This window comes from Sphingomonas sp. IC-11 (genome assembly GCF_021043365.1).
Lineage (GTDB): Bacteria > Pseudomonadota > Alphaproteobacteria > Sphingomonadales > Sphingomonadaceae > Sphingomonas.
Genome location: NZ_JAJNDU010000004.1, coordinates 134,777 through 149,913, shown reverse-complemented (window position 1 = coordinate 149,913; position 15,137 = coordinate 134,777). Strand labels below are relative to the sequence as shown.

General features: G+C 64.1%; 18 protein-coding genes. 16 read left to right on the top strand and 2 right to left on the bottom strand.

Translation table 11 applies throughout. The features are described from left to right. Positions 1-13 precede the first annotated feature (13 nt). Together LQ954_RS13020 and LQ954_RS13015 are read left to right on the top strand one after the other, a co-directional pair. A complete protein-coding gene (locus LQ954_RS13020) occupies positions 14-1,885 on the top strand; it encodes a putative bifunctional diguanylate cyclase/phosphodiesterase (RefSeq protein WP_231023520.1) in 1,872 nt (623 codons plus the stop codon). Then, positions 1,882-2,613, top strand: coding sequence for a TorF family putative porin (locus LQ954_RS13015; protein WP_231023519.1), 732 nt, complete (start codon positions 1,882-1,884; stop codon positions 2,611-2,613). The genes LQ954_RS13020 and LQ954_RS13015 overlap by 4 nt, the downstream gene beginning before the upstream one ends. Positions 2,614-2,900: 287 nt before the next feature. Here the strand turns inward: LQ954_RS13015 and LQ954_RS13010 are convergent, their stop codons facing one another. Together LQ954_RS13010 and flaF are read right to left on the bottom strand one after the other, a co-directional pair. Continuing rightward, positions 2,901-3,578, bottom strand: coding sequence for a GAF domain-containing protein (locus tag LQ954_RS13010; RefSeq protein ID WP_231023518.1), 678 nt, complete (start codon positions 3,576-3,578; stop codon positions 2,901-2,903). A 102-nt stretch (positions 3,579-3,680) separates the two neighbouring features. Beyond that, complete coding sequence (flaF, locus tag LQ954_RS13005; RefSeq protein ID WP_231023517.1) at positions 3,681-4,067, bottom strand: flagellar biosynthesis regulator FlaF; 387 nt, start codon at positions 4,065-4,067, stop codon at positions 3,681-3,683. A 190-nt stretch (positions 4,068-4,257) separates the two neighbouring features. Between flaF and motA the strand changes: the two genes are divergently transcribed. The 14 genes from motA (at position 4,258) to LQ954_RS12935 (ending at position 15,057) form a co-directional block, all read left to right on the top strand. Continuing rightward, complete coding sequence (gene motA, locus LQ954_RS13000; protein ID WP_231023515.1) at positions 4,258-5,142, top strand: flagellar motor stator protein MotA; 885 nt, start codon at positions 4,258-4,260, stop codon at positions 5,140-5,142. After that, complete coding sequence (locus LQ954_RS12995; RefSeq protein WP_231023513.1) at positions 5,126-5,446, top strand: STAS domain-containing protein; 321 nt, start codon at positions 5,126-5,128, stop codon at positions 5,444-5,446. Before motA ends, LQ954_RS12995 begins: the two co-directional genes overlap by 17 nt. Continuing rightward, positions 5,443-5,808, top strand: a complete 366-nt coding sequence (locus tag LQ954_RS12990; RefSeq protein WP_231023511.1) for a response regulator — start codon at positions 5,443-5,445, stop codon at positions 5,806-5,808. Before LQ954_RS12995 ends, LQ954_RS12990 begins: the two co-directional genes overlap by 4 nt. Next, complete coding sequence (locus LQ954_RS12985; protein WP_231023509.1) at positions 5,805-7,961, top strand: chemotaxis protein CheA; 2,157 nt, start codon at positions 5,805-5,807, stop codon at positions 7,959-7,961. The genes LQ954_RS12990 and LQ954_RS12985 overlap by 4 nt, the downstream gene beginning before the upstream one ends. After that, the gene (locus LQ954_RS12980) at positions 7,958-8,452 is read left to right on the top strand and encodes a chemotaxis protein CheW (RefSeq protein ID WP_231023508.1); all 495 of its coding nucleotides are present in this window, start codon (positions 7,958-7,960) and stop codon (positions 8,450-8,452) included. The genes LQ954_RS12985 and LQ954_RS12980 overlap by 4 nt, the downstream gene beginning before the upstream one ends. Further along, a complete protein-coding gene (locus tag LQ954_RS12975; RefSeq protein WP_443026631.1) occupies positions 8,449-9,342 on the top strand; it encodes a CheR family methyltransferase in 894 nt (297 codons plus the stop codon). The genes LQ954_RS12980 and LQ954_RS12975 overlap by 4 nt, the downstream gene beginning before the upstream one ends. Beyond that, the gene (locus LQ954_RS12970; protein WP_231023507.1) at positions 9,339-10,367 is read left to right on the top strand and encodes a protein-glutamate methylesterase/protein-glutamine glutaminase; all 1,029 of its coding nucleotides are present in this window, start codon (positions 9,339-9,341) and stop codon (positions 10,365-10,367) included. The genes LQ954_RS12975 and LQ954_RS12970 overlap by 4 nt, the downstream gene beginning before the upstream one ends. 16 nt (positions 10,368-10,383) lie before the next feature. Then, on the top strand, positions 10,384-10,773 hold the full coding sequence (locus LQ954_RS12965) for a response regulator (protein WP_231023506.1): 390 nt from the start codon (positions 10,384-10,386) through the stop codon (positions 10,771-10,773). An 8-nt stretch (positions 10,774-10,781) separates the two neighbouring features. Beyond that, entirely contained in the window at positions 10,782-11,294 is a 513-nt protein-coding gene (locus LQ954_RS12960) for a chemotaxis protein CheD (RefSeq protein WP_231023505.1), read from the top strand. Between the two features lie 38 nt (positions 11,295-11,332). Beyond that, positions 11,333-11,626 (top strand): hypothetical protein, encoded by a 294-nt coding sequence (locus LQ954_RS12955; protein ID WP_231023503.1) that lies wholly within the window; start codon positions 11,333-11,335, stop codon positions 11,624-11,626. Between the two features lie 2 nt (positions 11,627-11,628). Continuing rightward, positions 11,629-12,492 carry a flagellar motor protein MotB gene (locus LQ954_RS12950; RefSeq protein ID WP_231023501.1) on the top strand — a complete coding sequence of 288 codons (864 nt, stop codon included), beginning with the start codon at positions 11,629-11,631 and terminating at the stop codon, positions 12,490-12,492. 11 nt (positions 12,493-12,503) lie between these two features. Further along, positions 12,504-12,947 (top strand): hypothetical protein, encoded by a 444-nt coding sequence (locus tag LQ954_RS12945; RefSeq protein ID WP_231023500.1) that lies wholly within the window; start codon positions 12,504-12,506, stop codon positions 12,945-12,947. A 149-nt stretch (positions 12,948-13,096) separates the two neighbouring features. Next, positions 13,097-13,420: a hypothetical protein gene (locus LQ954_RS12940; RefSeq protein ID WP_231023499.1), complete on the top strand. Its 324-nt coding sequence runs from the start codon at positions 13,097-13,099 to the stop codon at positions 13,418-13,420. Beyond that, positions 13,408-15,057 (top strand): methyl-accepting chemotaxis protein, encoded by a 1,650-nt coding sequence (locus LQ954_RS12935; protein ID WP_231023498.1) that lies wholly within the window; start codon positions 13,408-13,410, stop codon positions 15,055-15,057. The genes LQ954_RS12940 and LQ954_RS12935 overlap by 13 nt, the downstream gene beginning before the upstream one ends. The last annotated feature ends 80 nt before the right edge of the window (positions 15,058-15,137 follow it).

Genomic DNA, 15,137 nt, shown 5'->3' with positions numbered 1-15,137 from the left:
CCAAGTGTCGGCTATGACCGCCGCCAAGTATCCGCTGAAGAGCATGCGAGTTACAGCCGCTTCCAATCGGCGGATCCTCCTGCCCATCGCTCTTGCCGCCATCATATCGATCACGATCGTCGGCTTCGGCCTGTTCTGGTCCGCGGGCCGGAGCGATACTGTCTCGGTCGGCAGGCAAGTGCGAACCGTTCAGCGCGCCGTTCAGACCAGCCTGGCGGACATCCAGCTGCACCAGCAGACCGTCGCCGTTTGGGACGATCTTGTCGTGAACTTGCGGGCACCGGCGCCTGATCTGGACTGGATCGACGCAAATGTCGGCGAATGGCTGCACAAGCTGTTCGGACACGACCGCGTTTTCGTGCTGAATGGGCGTGACGAGCTTGTGTACGCGATGGTCGACGGCCGGCGGGTGCAGCAAAGCCTGCACGATCAGAACGCGTCCGGCCTTCACCGCCTGCTGGCATCGCTGCGTGCCAAGGATCGACCGCTACCCGCAACTCAGTCGCGATCGAACGATGCGTCTGTGAAAGCCCCGTTCGTGTCCGACCTGCTCATGGTGGACGGCCATCCTGCCGCGGTGAGCGCAATGCTGGTACTCCCGCTCACGCCGGCCGTGGCCGACCGGCCCGGTGCTCGACCGATCCTTCTGAGCGTCCGCTATCTGGATGGCACGTTCCAGGACGGTTTGGCTCGGGATTACCTGCTGGCGCACCCGAAGTTCGCCACCCGCAATGTGATGCACCAAGGCGAAGCTTCATTGCCCCTGCGCGATCGCTCCGGCCGAGTGATTGCCTGGCTATCTTGGTATCCTGAGCTTCCGGGATCGGCCATCAAGTCCGTGCTGTTGCCGCTCGGTGGCTTGTCCGCAGCGATCATCGCGCTGTTGATGGTGGTGCTTGGCCGCCGTCTGATCGCGAGCACGAACGAGCTTCACGCCGCGATCATGCGTCTCCAAACCAGCGAGGCCCAGGCGCATCACTTGGCCTTCCATGACCCGCTGACCGGGCTGCCCAACCGCGCGAAGTTCAACGATCACTTCGATCACGCACTTGTTGAGGCGCGCCGCGGGCGAAGCTGTGCGCTCATCCTGCTCGATCTCGACCGGTTCAAGCACGTCAACGACAACTTTGGCCATCTCGCTGGCGACGCGCTGATCAAGGAGTTCGGCTCTCGTCTGTCCGGCTTGCTTGGCGAGAATGACATGCTCGCCCGACTGGGTGGCGACGAATTTGCCGTGCTGATCGACGGCGCCAGGAACGTCGCCGACATAGATCGCATCTGTGATCAGATTCGCCGGGCTGTGAACCAGCCCTTCGAAGTGCTCGGAAACCAGGCGCATGTCGGCGTCAGCATGGGCGTGATCCTCTCGCCGCTTGGCGGGACGGAGCGCACCGATTTGCTGCGCAAGGCCGACATCGCGCTTTATGCCGCCAAGGGCGAGGGGCGAGACTGCCATCGGCATTTCAGCGCCGCGATGGATGCCAGCGTCCGCTTCCGTGGCGAAATCGAGGAGGATCTTCGGGAGGCGTTGGCAACCGAGGTCGGGCTCAGCATGAACTACCAGCCACTCGTTAACGAACACGGCCGCGTGGTCGGGGTGGAGGCGTTACTCCGCTGGGAGCATCCACAGCGCGGCTCAATCTCGCCCGCACAATTGATTCCGATCGCCGAAGAAACCGGGCTCATCGGTCCGCTGGGCGACTGGATCGTCGAACATGCGATGGGGCTGACCGTCACCGCTGAGGGTGTCGAAACGGAGGAGCAGCTCCGGTTCCTGCAGGACAGCGGCTGCAATGAATTGCAGGGGTTCTACTTCTCGGCACCTTTGCCCGCGAGCGATGTGAGTGCGCTCACGGGTGGCGCCGATGTTGGTGTGGCGGCATGATCGATATGCGCGACATTCACTTCCTCGCAGCCGCCGTATGCGGGCTTGCCAGCGCCCAACCAGCCCTTGCCGAACCGTGGACGGTCAGCGGCGAGGCTTCACTGGTCTCCGACTATAATTCACGCGGCCTTTCCCTGAGCGGGCGAAAGCCTGCCGTCCAGGCCGGGTTGTCGCTGTCGAACGCCAACGGAATGCACGCCGACGTCTGGTCTTCCACCATTTCCCGCACCGCAAAGGGCGCGCGTGCCGAGGTCGATATCAGTCTTGGCTACACGGCATCACTGGAAGGTGACGGGGCGCTCGATGTCGGGGTGACCTACTATCATTATCCCTCCGACAGTGAACTCGACTTCATCGAGATGACGGCGGAAGTGACGCAAAAGTTTGGCACCGCGTCCGTCACTGGTGCCATCGCTTATGCGCCGAAGCAGGATCTTATGCGTGCCCCGGACGGCCGGCTTCGCGATAATGTCTATGTATCGCTCGACGCAGAGCAGCCGATTGCGGGAACGCCGTTTTCGCTCGTCGCTCACGCCGGCTATGAGCGCGGCTACTTCGATGGCTGCCTTCGTGGCGGCAAGCTTGACTGGTCGGTGGGCGCTTTGGTCAACTGGAAGGGCGTCGCCTTGGGCGCCTATTATGTCGATTCCGAAGCGAGCTCGTTCGAACCGGGCGTTCGGGATTTTGCCGGAAGTACCGGTCTCCTCTCCGCCAGTATCTCCTTTTGACGCTCGCCAAGCGGCAGCAGGTCCAGCCGAAATCGTCCGCGCGGCCAGCATCAAACGGCTGCGCTGACATCAGCTACCTGTCTCATGTAGAGGCGCAAAGGCACGAAGTCGCAAATTGGAAGTAGCGCCATCGGCGCAGCAGCGCACCACCGGATCGCGGCGTCGGGAAAGCTCGGGATCGTGACGCCAGCTTTCCGCCATTCGGGACTGCACTGCGGCCGATCGCCCGGCAGACAGCTGCCCGGCGTGCTAACTTCTGAAGATCACCCTGGAAATTCGTGAAACGGTCAGCTCTTCCGCTGACGTTCCTTGTCTTCCTGTCGCTCGATCCGACGAAGCATCGCGTCGAGTTCGTCGACGATACTTTCGTCGCCGGCCCGGACGAGCTCCTCGATTTGAGCGCTGATGCTGTCGAGAGCATGCTTGCGGTGGCTAGCGCTCACTTCGGGCTGCCCGATGATATCCGCGGCGCGTTGCGCGAACTCGCGCAGCTGCGTCAGCTCCGCGCCGTCGACATGCTCCCGCGGTTCCACGTCGATCACGCACAGTGACCCCAGAGCTCGACCGTTCCGATCAAGAATGGGGCAGCCCAGATAGAAGCGGATGTTGGCCTCGCCCGTGACGAGCGGATTGGCGGCGAAGCGCGGATCGCGCGTCGCGTTCAGCACCGTCAGGACTTCGCCCGGTTGCTCAATGGCATGGGCGCAGAACGACACGTCGCGCGACGTCTGTTCCATATCCATCCCGACGCATGCGGGGAACCACTGCCGATCGCGATCAATGATGGAAACTGCGGCCATCGGGACGCGGAACGCCACAGCCGTTTCCTCGACCAGTTGCTGAAGCGCAGGATCGCCACCCATGTTCAAGACGCCGGAAGCGTAAACGGCAGCCTGCCGCACGATCTCGCGATTTTCGTGCGAGCCAGTGTCCGCAGGTGTCGAACCGTTCAGCTTTTCGTCCATGCGCTACTCTCAGTCGTCCTGGTCGAGTGTGTAATTCCTGTATTTGTTCATGATCAAGGTAAAGGGGCCGTTAACTGGCCGTGCTTGAACGCCGCTTGGCTTCTAAGCGGCCTCGGCTTGTCGCGCCATGCGATATTGCTGCGTTCCCGGGGAAAGCCCTTCCGTTATGGAGCGATTTACCTCGATCAGCTCGTCGATGGACTCACGTCCCGCGATCACATCACTGGTGAAGCGGTCCACCCACAGTGCGATGGAGATGATGGCGGCGCGAAGCTGATCCGGCAGCTCGTTGCCCGGCGCGCCGCATGCTGAGGAGAATACGCCCCAGATTTCCCGGTTGCGATGCAGCACGGGAACAAGCCCGGCGCCGCTGAGCCCTTCGTCACGCGCCTGCATCATGTCGCCTGTGATCTGGCTCATCAGGCGGAACTCGGTTGCGCGGGGGTTTTCGACGATGCTGCGGGCCCGCTGATACGCATTCAAGGACATGGGTGCTCGACGCTCCTGATGGTTCCTGTTTCCCATTTTAGAGAATCTGCGGAGAAGCGGTTTCAGCCCGGCAAATTCTCCCTGACGGCAATATCGATCCGATGTTTCTCGATCGCGGAGCCCGGCCGCCCAACAGCCATCCTATAATTCCAGCAATTCGCACGCTTCTTTTCATGTTTCGGATGGCGTCATGCTGAACGGTGTCGGCTTTATCATTATCCTGGGCTGCGTTTTCGGCAGCTTCATCATGGCGGGCGGCAAGATGGACATCGTCCCGCACGCGCTGCCGCACGAATTGATGGCGATCGGGGGCGCTGCCGTAGGCGCGTTCATCGTCGCAAATTCAATGGCCACCGTGAAAAACGCGGGCAAGGGGCTTGTGCGCTCCTTCAAGGGGCCGCGCTGGAAGGATAGCGATTACCGCGACTTGCTGACGCTGATGTTCGGCCTTCTGTCCACCTTCAAGAAGGGCGGTGCCACCGCGATCGAGCCACACCTCGACAAGCCTGAGGAGAGCGCGATCTTCTCCCGCTACCCGCGCTTGCTGAAGGATCATCATCTGACCGAATTCATCGCGGACTATCTGCGCATGATGACGGTCAACTTCGAGGATCCGCATCAGATCGCCGAGGCGATGGATAACGACATCGAGAAGCACCATCACGAAGAACTGATGCCCCAGCATGCCTTGCAGGCAATGGCAGACGGCCTTCCGGCGATCGGTATCGTCGCGGCGGTCCTGGGCGTCATCAAGACGATGGGCTCGATCGACCAGCCGACCGAAGTGCTCGGCGCCATGATCGGCGGCGCGCTGGTCGGCACCTTCCTGGGCGTTCTTCTGGCTTACTGCCTGGTTGGCCCACTTGCCGCGAAGCTTCTGGAGATCGTCGACGCGGACGCCAAGCCGTTTCAGATCGTGAAAACCGCGGTCGTGGCGCACGCTCAGGGTCAGCCGACGCAGGTCGCCATCGAGATCGCCCGGCGCATGACGCCCTCCAGCTACGCTCCCACTTTCCAACAGCTCGAGACTGCTCTCGACGAGGCGAAGAATGAGTTCAATGCTATCCCAGCTTGATGCCCCGCAGGACGCCGGCCCGATCCGGCTGCTCGCCCACAACAGCACCGTTGCCGCCGAGGACCTTCGTGTTCGGCTCGTGATTGCCGCCGATTTCGAGGGGCGCATCGAGGTCGATGCGTCGCAGGTCGAAAGCATCGGACAAGCGGTGCTCCAGCTGCTGATCGCGGCTCGTGTCGATGCTGAGCAGAACGGAATGCCGTTCGAGATCCTCAATCCCAGCCGCGCCTTCGTGGATCGCGTGACTGCCTGCCGACTGGCCGACGCCATTGGTGTCGCAACCGAAAAGGAAGTTCTCCTGTGAGCAAACTGATCCTGACCGTCGATGACTCGGCCAGCATGCGCATGCTGCTGAAGACCTCGCTGACTGCGCAGGGCTTCCGCATCGAGAGCGCGAATGACGGCGAGCATGGCCTGGAGCGGATGCACGAGGTTGCCCCCGATCTCCTGATCACCGACATCAACATGCCCAAGATGGATGGCTTCGAGCTGATCGAGGCGGTGCGGGCATTGCCGCAGTTCCGGGGCACCCCGATCCTCGTCCTCTCGACCGAATTTTCGGACGAGAAGAAGGCGCGCGCGCGTGCCGCCGGCGCGACCGGCTGGATCACCAAGCCGTTCGAGGCCAGCAAGCTCGGAGCGGCGATCCGCCGGGTCTGCCCGTGAGCGAGGAACTCGACGAAATCCAGGCGATCTTCTTCGAAGAATGCGCTGAGGGGCTTGCCACTGCGGAAGCGGGGCTGTCGGCGATGGCCGCCGGCGATGTTTCCGCGAGCGTGATCGCCGGCGTCTTTCGCGCCGTGCACTCGATCAAGGGCGGCTCTGGCGCCTTTGGCCACACGGCGCTGACCGCCTTCTCGCACATCTTTGAAAATGTGCTGGATGAAGTCCGTGCGGACCGGATCCCCGCCACGCCCGAGGTCACGAAAGTGATGCTGGCGGCGTTCGACGTGCTGTCGGACCATGTCGCATCCGCGCAAGGGACAGCGCCGCTACCAAACGACGCGGCCGCTCTTGCGGCACTCGAAGGGGTGCTCGCAACCAAGGGCGTTGCGGCTCCGGCACCAGCACCCGTGCCGGAAGCGGACGAGTTCGGATTCACGCCCGTCACGGCCGAGGTGGAGGAATTCGATCCCTTCGGTTTTGAGCCGGTGGGCGTCATCCTGGAGGATCTGGAGTCGCCCGAACCAGCGGCCTGGACGGTCCGCTTCCGCCCCTCGCGCGAGGCGCTGGCGAATGCCAGTGAGCCGCTGCTCGTGATCCGGGAACTGGAAGGGCTCGGCGGCGAAGTCACGTCAGTCGACAGCAGCGCGCTGCCTGGCCTTCGCGACCTGGATCCGGAGGACGGCTATCTCACCTGGACGCTTCAGCTGCCTGGCACTGTCGAAGAGTCCGCCATTTCGGAGGCGTTCGACTTTGTTGCGCCGGATTCGCTGATCGCAATCGAGCGCGCCAGCGAAGCGGCGACCCTGCGGTCCGTTGCTGAACCTCCCGAGGGCAACGCGCCATTCGGGCAAGCTGAGCCATCGCCGGTTGTGGTCCCGATCCATGGCCGCCCGGAGCCCGTCGCAGAAGTGGCGATTGCTGCGACGCCCGAAGGGCGCACCGTGGAGCGCGCCACCGAACCCGCGACCCAGACGATCCGGGTCGATCTCACCAAGCTCGATCTTCTGCTCAACCTCGTCGGCGAGCTGGTGATCCGCAACTCGATCCTCTCGGACCGATTGAGCCCGAAGGATCAGGAGCGGGTCGAGTTGCCCGAACTGGCGCGGCTCACGCGCGAGATCCAGGACAATGTGATGTCCTTGCGGGCGCAGCCGATCAAGCAGGCGTTCAGCCGCGTGCCCCGCATGCTGCGCGATCTCTCGGCAGAAACCGGCAAGCAGTATCTGCTGGAGACGAGCGGGGAGGCGACCGAGGTCGACAAGGGCGTGATCGAGAAGATCGGCGATCCCCTCACGCACATGATCCGCAACGCCTGCGATCACGGCATTGAAAGTGCCGAAGAGCGGATTGCCAGGGGCAAGCCAGCCGCCGGAACCATTCGCCTGTCGGCCGAGCAGCGGGGCGCGCGCATCTTTGTGCGCGTGGCCGATGATGGGCGCGGCATCGATCGCCAGCGCGTGCTCGCCAAGGCGATCGACAAGGGCATCGTTTCCGCCGACGCCTCGCTGTCCAACGAGGAAATCGATCAGCTGATCTGCGCGCCGGGCTTTTCCACCGCGGAGACGATTTCGAACATCTCGGGCCGCGGCGTCGGCATGGACGTGGTGCGCTCGAACGTCGAAGCGCTGGGCGGAAGGGTGGAGATCAGTTCGGTTCCTGGCGAGGGCACGACCTTCACCATGATCCTGCCGCTCACCCTGGCGATCCTGGACGGTATGATCGTCCGGCTTGCCGACCAGCGTTTCGTGCTGCCGCTCGCCAATGTCGTGGAGGCGGTGCGACCGGAAAGCGGCCAGGTTCGCCGCATGTCACCCACCAGCGAGGTGATCGAGCTGCGGGGCAATTACCTGCCGGTGCGGCGCCTGACGGACACGTTCGGCTTCGGTTCGAAGTACCGCCGCGATCCCGAGGAGTCGCTGGTCATCATCGTGGAAAGCGAATCTGCCGGCAACGTCGGCCTGATGGTCGATACGATCGATGATCGCCGCGAAGTGGTGATCAAGAGCCTCGACCAGAACCTTCACCCGATCCGTGGATTGGGCGGTGCCACCATCCTCGGTGACGGCTCCATTGCCCTCATTCTCGACATCGAGGCGCTTGTCGCCTCGCCGGCATCAACCGCGAAATTCGCACTAAAGGGACTTGCAGCATGAGCAGCATCGACAGCGTCGGCGAGCGCAAAATCGTCACCTTCTCGCTTGGTCAGCAGATGTTCGGCATCGAGATGAGCGCGCTTATCGAGATCCGCGAATGGGAGGAGCCGACGCCGCTGCCCAGCGTGGCCAGCTATATCAAGGGCGTCACCAACCTGCGCGGTACGGTGATCCCGGTCGTCGGCCTGGCGGAGCGGCTTGGCTGGGCGCCGAGCGCCATTCACTCGCGCTCCTGCATCCTGGTTGTCAGCATCAGCGGCAAGCAGGCCGGGTTCCTGGTCGATGAGGTGGCAGACATCGTCCTCATCAAGGACAATGAGATCCAGGCAGCTCCCGAGGTCGAGATCGGCGAGGAAGGAGTCATCTCCGGGCTCGTGCAGATCTCTGCACGCACCACGGAAGGCATGTCGGCCAGCGAGGGCGCCGAAATGGTGTCGCTGCTCGACCTGAACGCGCTCAGCCTGACGCGCCAGATGGATCTTGCGGCGTGACCCAGGCCGCCACGGCCCGGGCTGGCTCGGCCGCCCCCGGCGATCCGGCGGTGCCGGGCGCGCCAGGGGGGCCGGTACTCGGTGCCGCAGAGTTTTCCGCAATCGCTGCCATCATGCAGAGCGACGCGCGGATACACCTCTCCGAGGCCAAGACCACGCTGGTCCATTCGCGGCTGAGCCGGCGCCTGCGTGAGCATGGGCTGACCGATTTCCGCAACTATGTTCGGCTTGTTCAGTCGGATCCGCAGGAGCGCGCCGCCATGGTGGTCGCGCTCACGACCAACCACACGCACTTCTTTCGCGAAGCGCACCACTTTGATCATTTCCGCGCCACCGCTGTGCCATGGCTACAGCAGCGGGCGCGGAGCGGACCGGTCAGGATCTGGTCGGCAGGCTGCTCGAGCGGGGAAGAGGTGCATACCATCGCGATGTGCCTGTTGGGCGAAAGCCGTCAGGTGCCCGGCTGGCTGCGCAGTGCGGACCTCCGGCTGCTGGCAACGGACATCGCGCCCCATGTGGTCGAAAGCACCAGCCGCGGCATCTATTCCGCCACAACGGTAGAGCCGGTTCCGACGGCCTATCGTGAGGCGTGGATGCGGCGGTTCGGCGCCGATTATCAGATGGCCGACGAGGCGCGCGCGCTTGTCACGGCCAAGGTGCTGAACCTGTTCGATCCGTGGCCGATGCGTCAACGCTACGACGTCATCTTCTGCCGCAACGTCATGATCTATTTCGATGATCAGGCAAAGGCCGAGCTGGAGGCGAGGTTCGTCGATCTGCTCGCGCCCGGTGGCTATCTCTACATCGGCCACTCGGAACGTCTGATCGGCCCGGCAGCGGCACGTATGCGGGCGTGTGGCCACACGATTTATCAAAAGGAGGCGACATGACCGGGCGCATCCGTACACTCATCGTGGATGACAGCGCCTCGATGCGCGCCGCGCTGAACCGCATCCTGTCGGCGGATCCCGAGATCGAGGTCGTGGGGCTGGCTCCGGAACCGCACACAGCGCGGACGATGATCAAGGAGTTGTCGCCGGACGTCATCACGCTCGATGTCGAGATGCCCGGCATGGATGGTCTCTCCTTCCTGGAGAAGATCATGCGGCTTCGGCCGATGCCTGTCGTCATGTGCTCGACGCTCACGGCGCGCGGCGCCGAGGTGACGATCGAGGCGCTTCGGCTGGGCGCGGTCGACTGCGTTGCGAAGCCATCGGGCAACCCGCTGGAGATCATCCGCGACGCGGAATTGCTCTGCGCAACCGTCAAGGCGGCGGCGCGCTCTGCCGTTCGTCCCCTCGCGAGGCAGGATCCCGCGGGTAAGGACAGGCCGGCAAGCGCCGGCAAGCGTGACATGGTGATCGCCATCGGCGCCTCGACGGGCGGGGTGGAGGCCTTGTTCTCGCTGCTGTCTGCCCTGCCGGAGGATTGTCCCCCCGTGCTCGTCGTCCAGCATATGCCGGCGGCGTTCACCGGCAGCTTCGCGGCCCGTCTTGACCGGGAATGTCGTGTCCGGGTCGTCGAAGCAGCCGATGGTCAGCCGATTGCCCGTGGAACCGTCTATATTGCTCCAGGAGGGGAACGTCACATGGAGCTGGCCGGTGGGATCGACGGACGCATCAAGCTGCGTCGCGGTGATCCGATCGCTGGCCACCGGCCGTCGGTCGACATGCTGTTCCGCTCGGTCGCCCCGCTCGGGGATGCGGCTATCGGCATCATCCTGACCGGGATGGGGAGCGACGGCGCCGAAGGACTGCTCGCGATGCGGACGGCCGGGGCGCGGACGCTCGGCCAGTCGCGCGACAGCTGCGTGGTCTACGGAATGCCCCGTGCGGCTTTCGGCCTGGGCGCGGTGGAAAAGGAATTGAGTTTGTCAGCCATGCCCGAGGCGATCCTCGCGGCGTGCCGTAAGTAAGGATTGGGAGCGTCACATGCCCGCTGCGTCTGCAATCAAGGTGATGGTGGTCGATGACCAGACCAGCATGCGCGCGATGATCCGCAGGACCCTCCAGGACCTGGGATTCAAGGATATTCGCGACAAGCCGACGGCCCCCGAGGCCCTGGAGGCGGTCAAGTCCGATCGCGTGCACTTGATTATTTCCGACTACAACATGCCCGAAATGGATGGGCTGCAGTTTCTGGAGGCCGTCCGCAAGGATGGCGTGATCGGCAAAACCGTGTTCATCATGCTGACCGGTTCTTCCGATCGAGAGATCGTGCAGAAGGCCGCCGCGCTGGGCGTGAACAATTATCTCGTGAAGCCCTTCGCGCCAGCCGCGCTCAAGGAGAAGATCGAGCGCGTGTTCGGCGCGCTGGCCTGATCCGCGACATGCGCCGCATCTCCATCATCCAGGGCGAACATGCCGTGGTGTCCGAACCTGGAACCGTGATCACCACGCTTCTGGGATCGTGCATTGCGGTGTGCCTGCAGGACAGCGTCACTCGGATCGGGGGGATGAACCATTTTCTGCTCGGGGAGCCGGGCAAGGATCAGCGGGTCAATGCCCAGGAACTGCAGCGTTATGGCCTTCACGCCATGGAATTGCTGATCAACGCCATGATGAAGCGGGGAGCCACCCGCGGTGGGCTTCGTGCCCACCTCTACGGTGGCGCCAATATCGTGGCGGGGCTGGGTTCGATCGGCAGCAGCAATGCCGCTTTCGCCCGCCGCTTTCTTGAAACGGAGGGAATTTCGATCGGCCACGTTGATGTGGGCGGCACTCAGGCCCGCAAGGTCGAATTCCTGCCCTATGAAGGAAAGGCACGCTCCACCGTCGTTGCCGAAGCACCGCCGGTCGCCGTTCCCGTCGCCCCGCGCGGTGGCGAGCTCGAACTGTTCTGACCTTCCATCTTCCACGATTCAGCGGACGCGTTCACGCCATGAACCAGATCGATCATCTCGCCTCGCACCTTCATGCCGCTGTCGCGGAGGAGCTTCGGCACGTGGGCGCCCTCCTGGAGCAGCTGTCGATGCTCCTTGTGGAGGACGAGCATTTCACCACCAACCATTTCGAGCAGCTGCAGATGTTCGACCTGCTGATCCAGTGCACCGGTGAAAGCGCAGCCGTGCTCGATCGCATGGCGGCGGGCGCCAAATCTCATGACGCCATCGCGCCGGTGCGCCTCACGGTTGTGCAGGATCGCCTGCGCGCTGCCCTCGCCAAGGCCGCCTGATCATGGCAACACGCCCGAATGAACGGCCGACGATCGTCATCCGCAAGATCAAGAAGATCTCCGGCGGCCATCATGGTGGCGCTTGGAAGGTTGCTTACGCGGATTTCGTGACCGCCATGATGGCATTCTTCATGCTGCTGTGGCTGATCAGCAATCCCGACAAGCAGCAGTTGAAGGGGCTGGCGGACTATTTCTCCCCGGCCGCGCCCAATGCGGCTGCGTCTACTGCCGTGGGTGATGCACCCGGCGACAACCCGGGCGCTGGCGGACGAACCGTCCGAAGCCGCTCGGACAGCACGGCCTCATCGGGACAGCCATCTGCCGAAACCGCGACTGCCGGCGTTGCGCGTGGCGGCACCGCCAATGTGCCCGACGCATCGATGCGTGTGCTTGCCCAGGAATTGCGGGTGTCCATGGACAGCCTGCCGCAGGGTGAGGACGCGCGGCAGAACATGAAGGTGGAGCCATCGCGTGAGGGCGTTCGCATCACTCTGATGGACAGCGCGAAACGATCCATGTTCCGCGGCAGCACCGCCGAGCTGAACGACTTTGCGCGGCTGATGCTTCGTGAGGTTTCCGGAAAGCTGGCGAAGTCGGGCACGATGATCGCGATCGAGGGGCATACGGACAGCGTCGGCGGCTCTTCCGACAACAACTGGCGGTTGTCTGGCGAACGCGCCCTCTCTGCGCGCAACGCGATGGCTGCCGCTGGCATCACCACCGACCGGTTTTCCGAAATCGTGGCCAAGGCGGGCACCGAGCCAGTCTACCCCGACCAGCCTGATCGACCCGAGAACCGGCGCATCACCATCGTCGTACTCGGCGAAGCGCCGTCGCTTCCCACCGACGCCAGCTTCAAGTTCTGAGGTATAGCGCCATGAAGAAGTTTCTCCTGCCGCTGGGCGTTTTGATCGCCGGCACCGGTGTTGGCGGGGCCGCCGCTTACGGAACCAGCATGGTCGTAGGTTCATCACCGCCGGCAAAAGCTGCGCCGGAGCCGGAGACAGGGGATATGTCCTTCGTTCCGGCGACCAATGTCATGGCGCCATTGGTCACGGCTGATGGCCGGCTGGCGGGCTATGTGCAGTTCGAGGTGCAGCTTGAGGTGCCTGCCGACAAGGTCGACTTTGTAACTGCCCGCCTGCCGCTTCTGCTCCATGCCATCAACATGCGCACCTACAAGACGCCGATGGCGGCAGGGCCTGATGGCATGCTGCCCGATCTATCCGTGTTTCGTTCCGTGGTGATGGCCGCCGCGCCGGAGGCATTCGGCGCTCATGTCGTGAAGACTGCTGCGATCACCCAAGCCGTGCCTGCCTGAGGCACCGGACATCGCCAACGATGGCTGCGAGGTACGACCCACCTCCGGCGTCACGGGAAAAGATCGAAAACAATATTGTCGCGAAGGAGCGAGACCTCGTTCCTCCTCTATAACGGGAAGAGCAACGGTCAGTATCGGCTTACGCTCTGATGATTGGTTCGGCCCTTCTCCGCGGCACGTCCGGGACCCGTCAGGTCATGGTGCTGTCAGCTGCCTTGCTGCTGCCCGGCATCCCTCCGGCAGATGGGCCGATGCTCGTTCTGCCGGTGCGACCCGCGTCCGCGGGCTCGACGATCGCCTGGGCAACGGAGGCGGGCGCTCGGCTCAGGGGCCCTGGTCCCTACGAAGGCTCGTATTTTGTCAATGGAGAGCGCGCGCGGCTGATCGGCCCGGCCCTGGAGGCAGGCGCGCTCCTGATCGCGGCGCGCGGGGGCGGCTGCGACCCGGAAAGGAACACACGTTGGAACAAGTGACACTTGCGACCATCCGGGCGACCGGGATACGCGCGCTGGGGATGCTGGCTGCGGGGATCGCGATGCCCGTAATCGGCGGCGCACTCTTCGCCCAGCCGGCCGTGGATTGGGGTGCCCTGGCCATCACGCTGCTGCTGCTGGTGGAGCCCGTCCGCATCTTCCTGGCCCGGCGGATCGATCAGGCGGCCCGCATCACCATGGCGCTGACGGTGTGCGCCATGCCCGCCATGCTGTTGTATGTGTTCAGCGGCTATGCGTACCAGAGCGATCTGCACATGCTGTTCTTCGCCGTTCTGGCGGTGACCGCGGTGATTGCGGACTGGCGCGCCATCCTGGCGGGGACGGTAGTGATCGCGCTCCATCACCTGATCCTCGGCCTGGCGCTGCCTTCCTGGGTGTTCGACGATGGCGGCTCGCTCGCCCGCATCGCGCTTCATGCGCTGATCCTCGTCATCGAGGCGGCGGCGCTGATCTGGCTGTCGAACGCGCTGGTCAAACTGCTGGACGGGATTGCAGCGGCCCAGGCCACCCGTGAGGCGATGGAGCAGGCAGCAACGGCGGAGCGCGCAGCCCGGGCGCAGACGCTTGAGACGGTTATCGAAACCATGGGGCAGGGGCTGGAGTCTTGGCGTCAGGGTGATCTCGCCACGCCGGCCGGTCAGTCCTTTCCTGCCGAATTCGCCTCGCTGCGGGATGATTTCGAAGCAACCCGCCTGGGGCTCGCCGACCTAATTGCAAAGGTTCAGGATGTGATCGCCTCGATCCGCACTGGCTCTGGCGAAATCGCGCATGCGTCGGAAGATCTTGCGCGCCGCACCGAAGGCAATGCAGCGAGCCTGGAGGAAACGTCGGCAGCGATCGCGCAGATGGACGAGCGGCTGCGCGCGTCTGCGGCGGCGGCGGCAACCACCGTGGAGCGCGCGGACGGTGCGATCACTACCGTATCGGGTGGCCGTTCAGTGGCCGATCAGGCGGTTCAGGCGATGGGCCGGGTGTCGGAAAGCGCCAAGGGCATCGACAGCGTGATCGAAGGATTGGACAAGATCGCGTTCCAGACGCGCGTGCTGGCGATGAACGCCGCGGTGGAGGCCGGGCGTGCCGGCGACGCAGGCCGCGGCTTTGCGGTGGTGGCCGATCTCGTCTCCGCGTTGGCCATGCGTGCCGAGGAAGAGGCCAAACGCGCCCGCGATCAGCTCACCGTGACCCAGAGCGACATCGTGTGCGCGGTGGAGATGGTGCAAAAGGTGGATGGCGCGCTGGCCGACATCTCCGGCGACGTCGGCCAGGTCCATGAACTGCTCGCGACCATGGCAGCTGACAATCAGGCGCAATCCTCTGCCATCACCCAGATCTCGGCCGCGGTCGGCACCATGGATCAGTCCACCCAGCAGAACGCCGCCATGGTTGAGGAAACCTCCGCTGCCGCCCGCAACCTCACCAGCGAGGTTCAGGCGCTCAGCGAACAGGCCGCCCGCTTCAAGGTCGACGATCGCGCCCGCCGCTCGATCCACGCCCAGGTCGAGGCGATGAAGCCAAAGCCGCGCAGCAGCGCCTATGTCTCGCCCGTCAAACCCCTCGCACCCGCCGCCATCTCCGCCCTCACCAGGCCACAGGATGACGACTGGAACGAGTTTTAGGACAAGCCGGGCGGGGAGGGCGCGGCCACCCGCGCGCTCGCCGCTCCCGTAGTAATCGCCCGCGCCCTGACCGGTGCGGG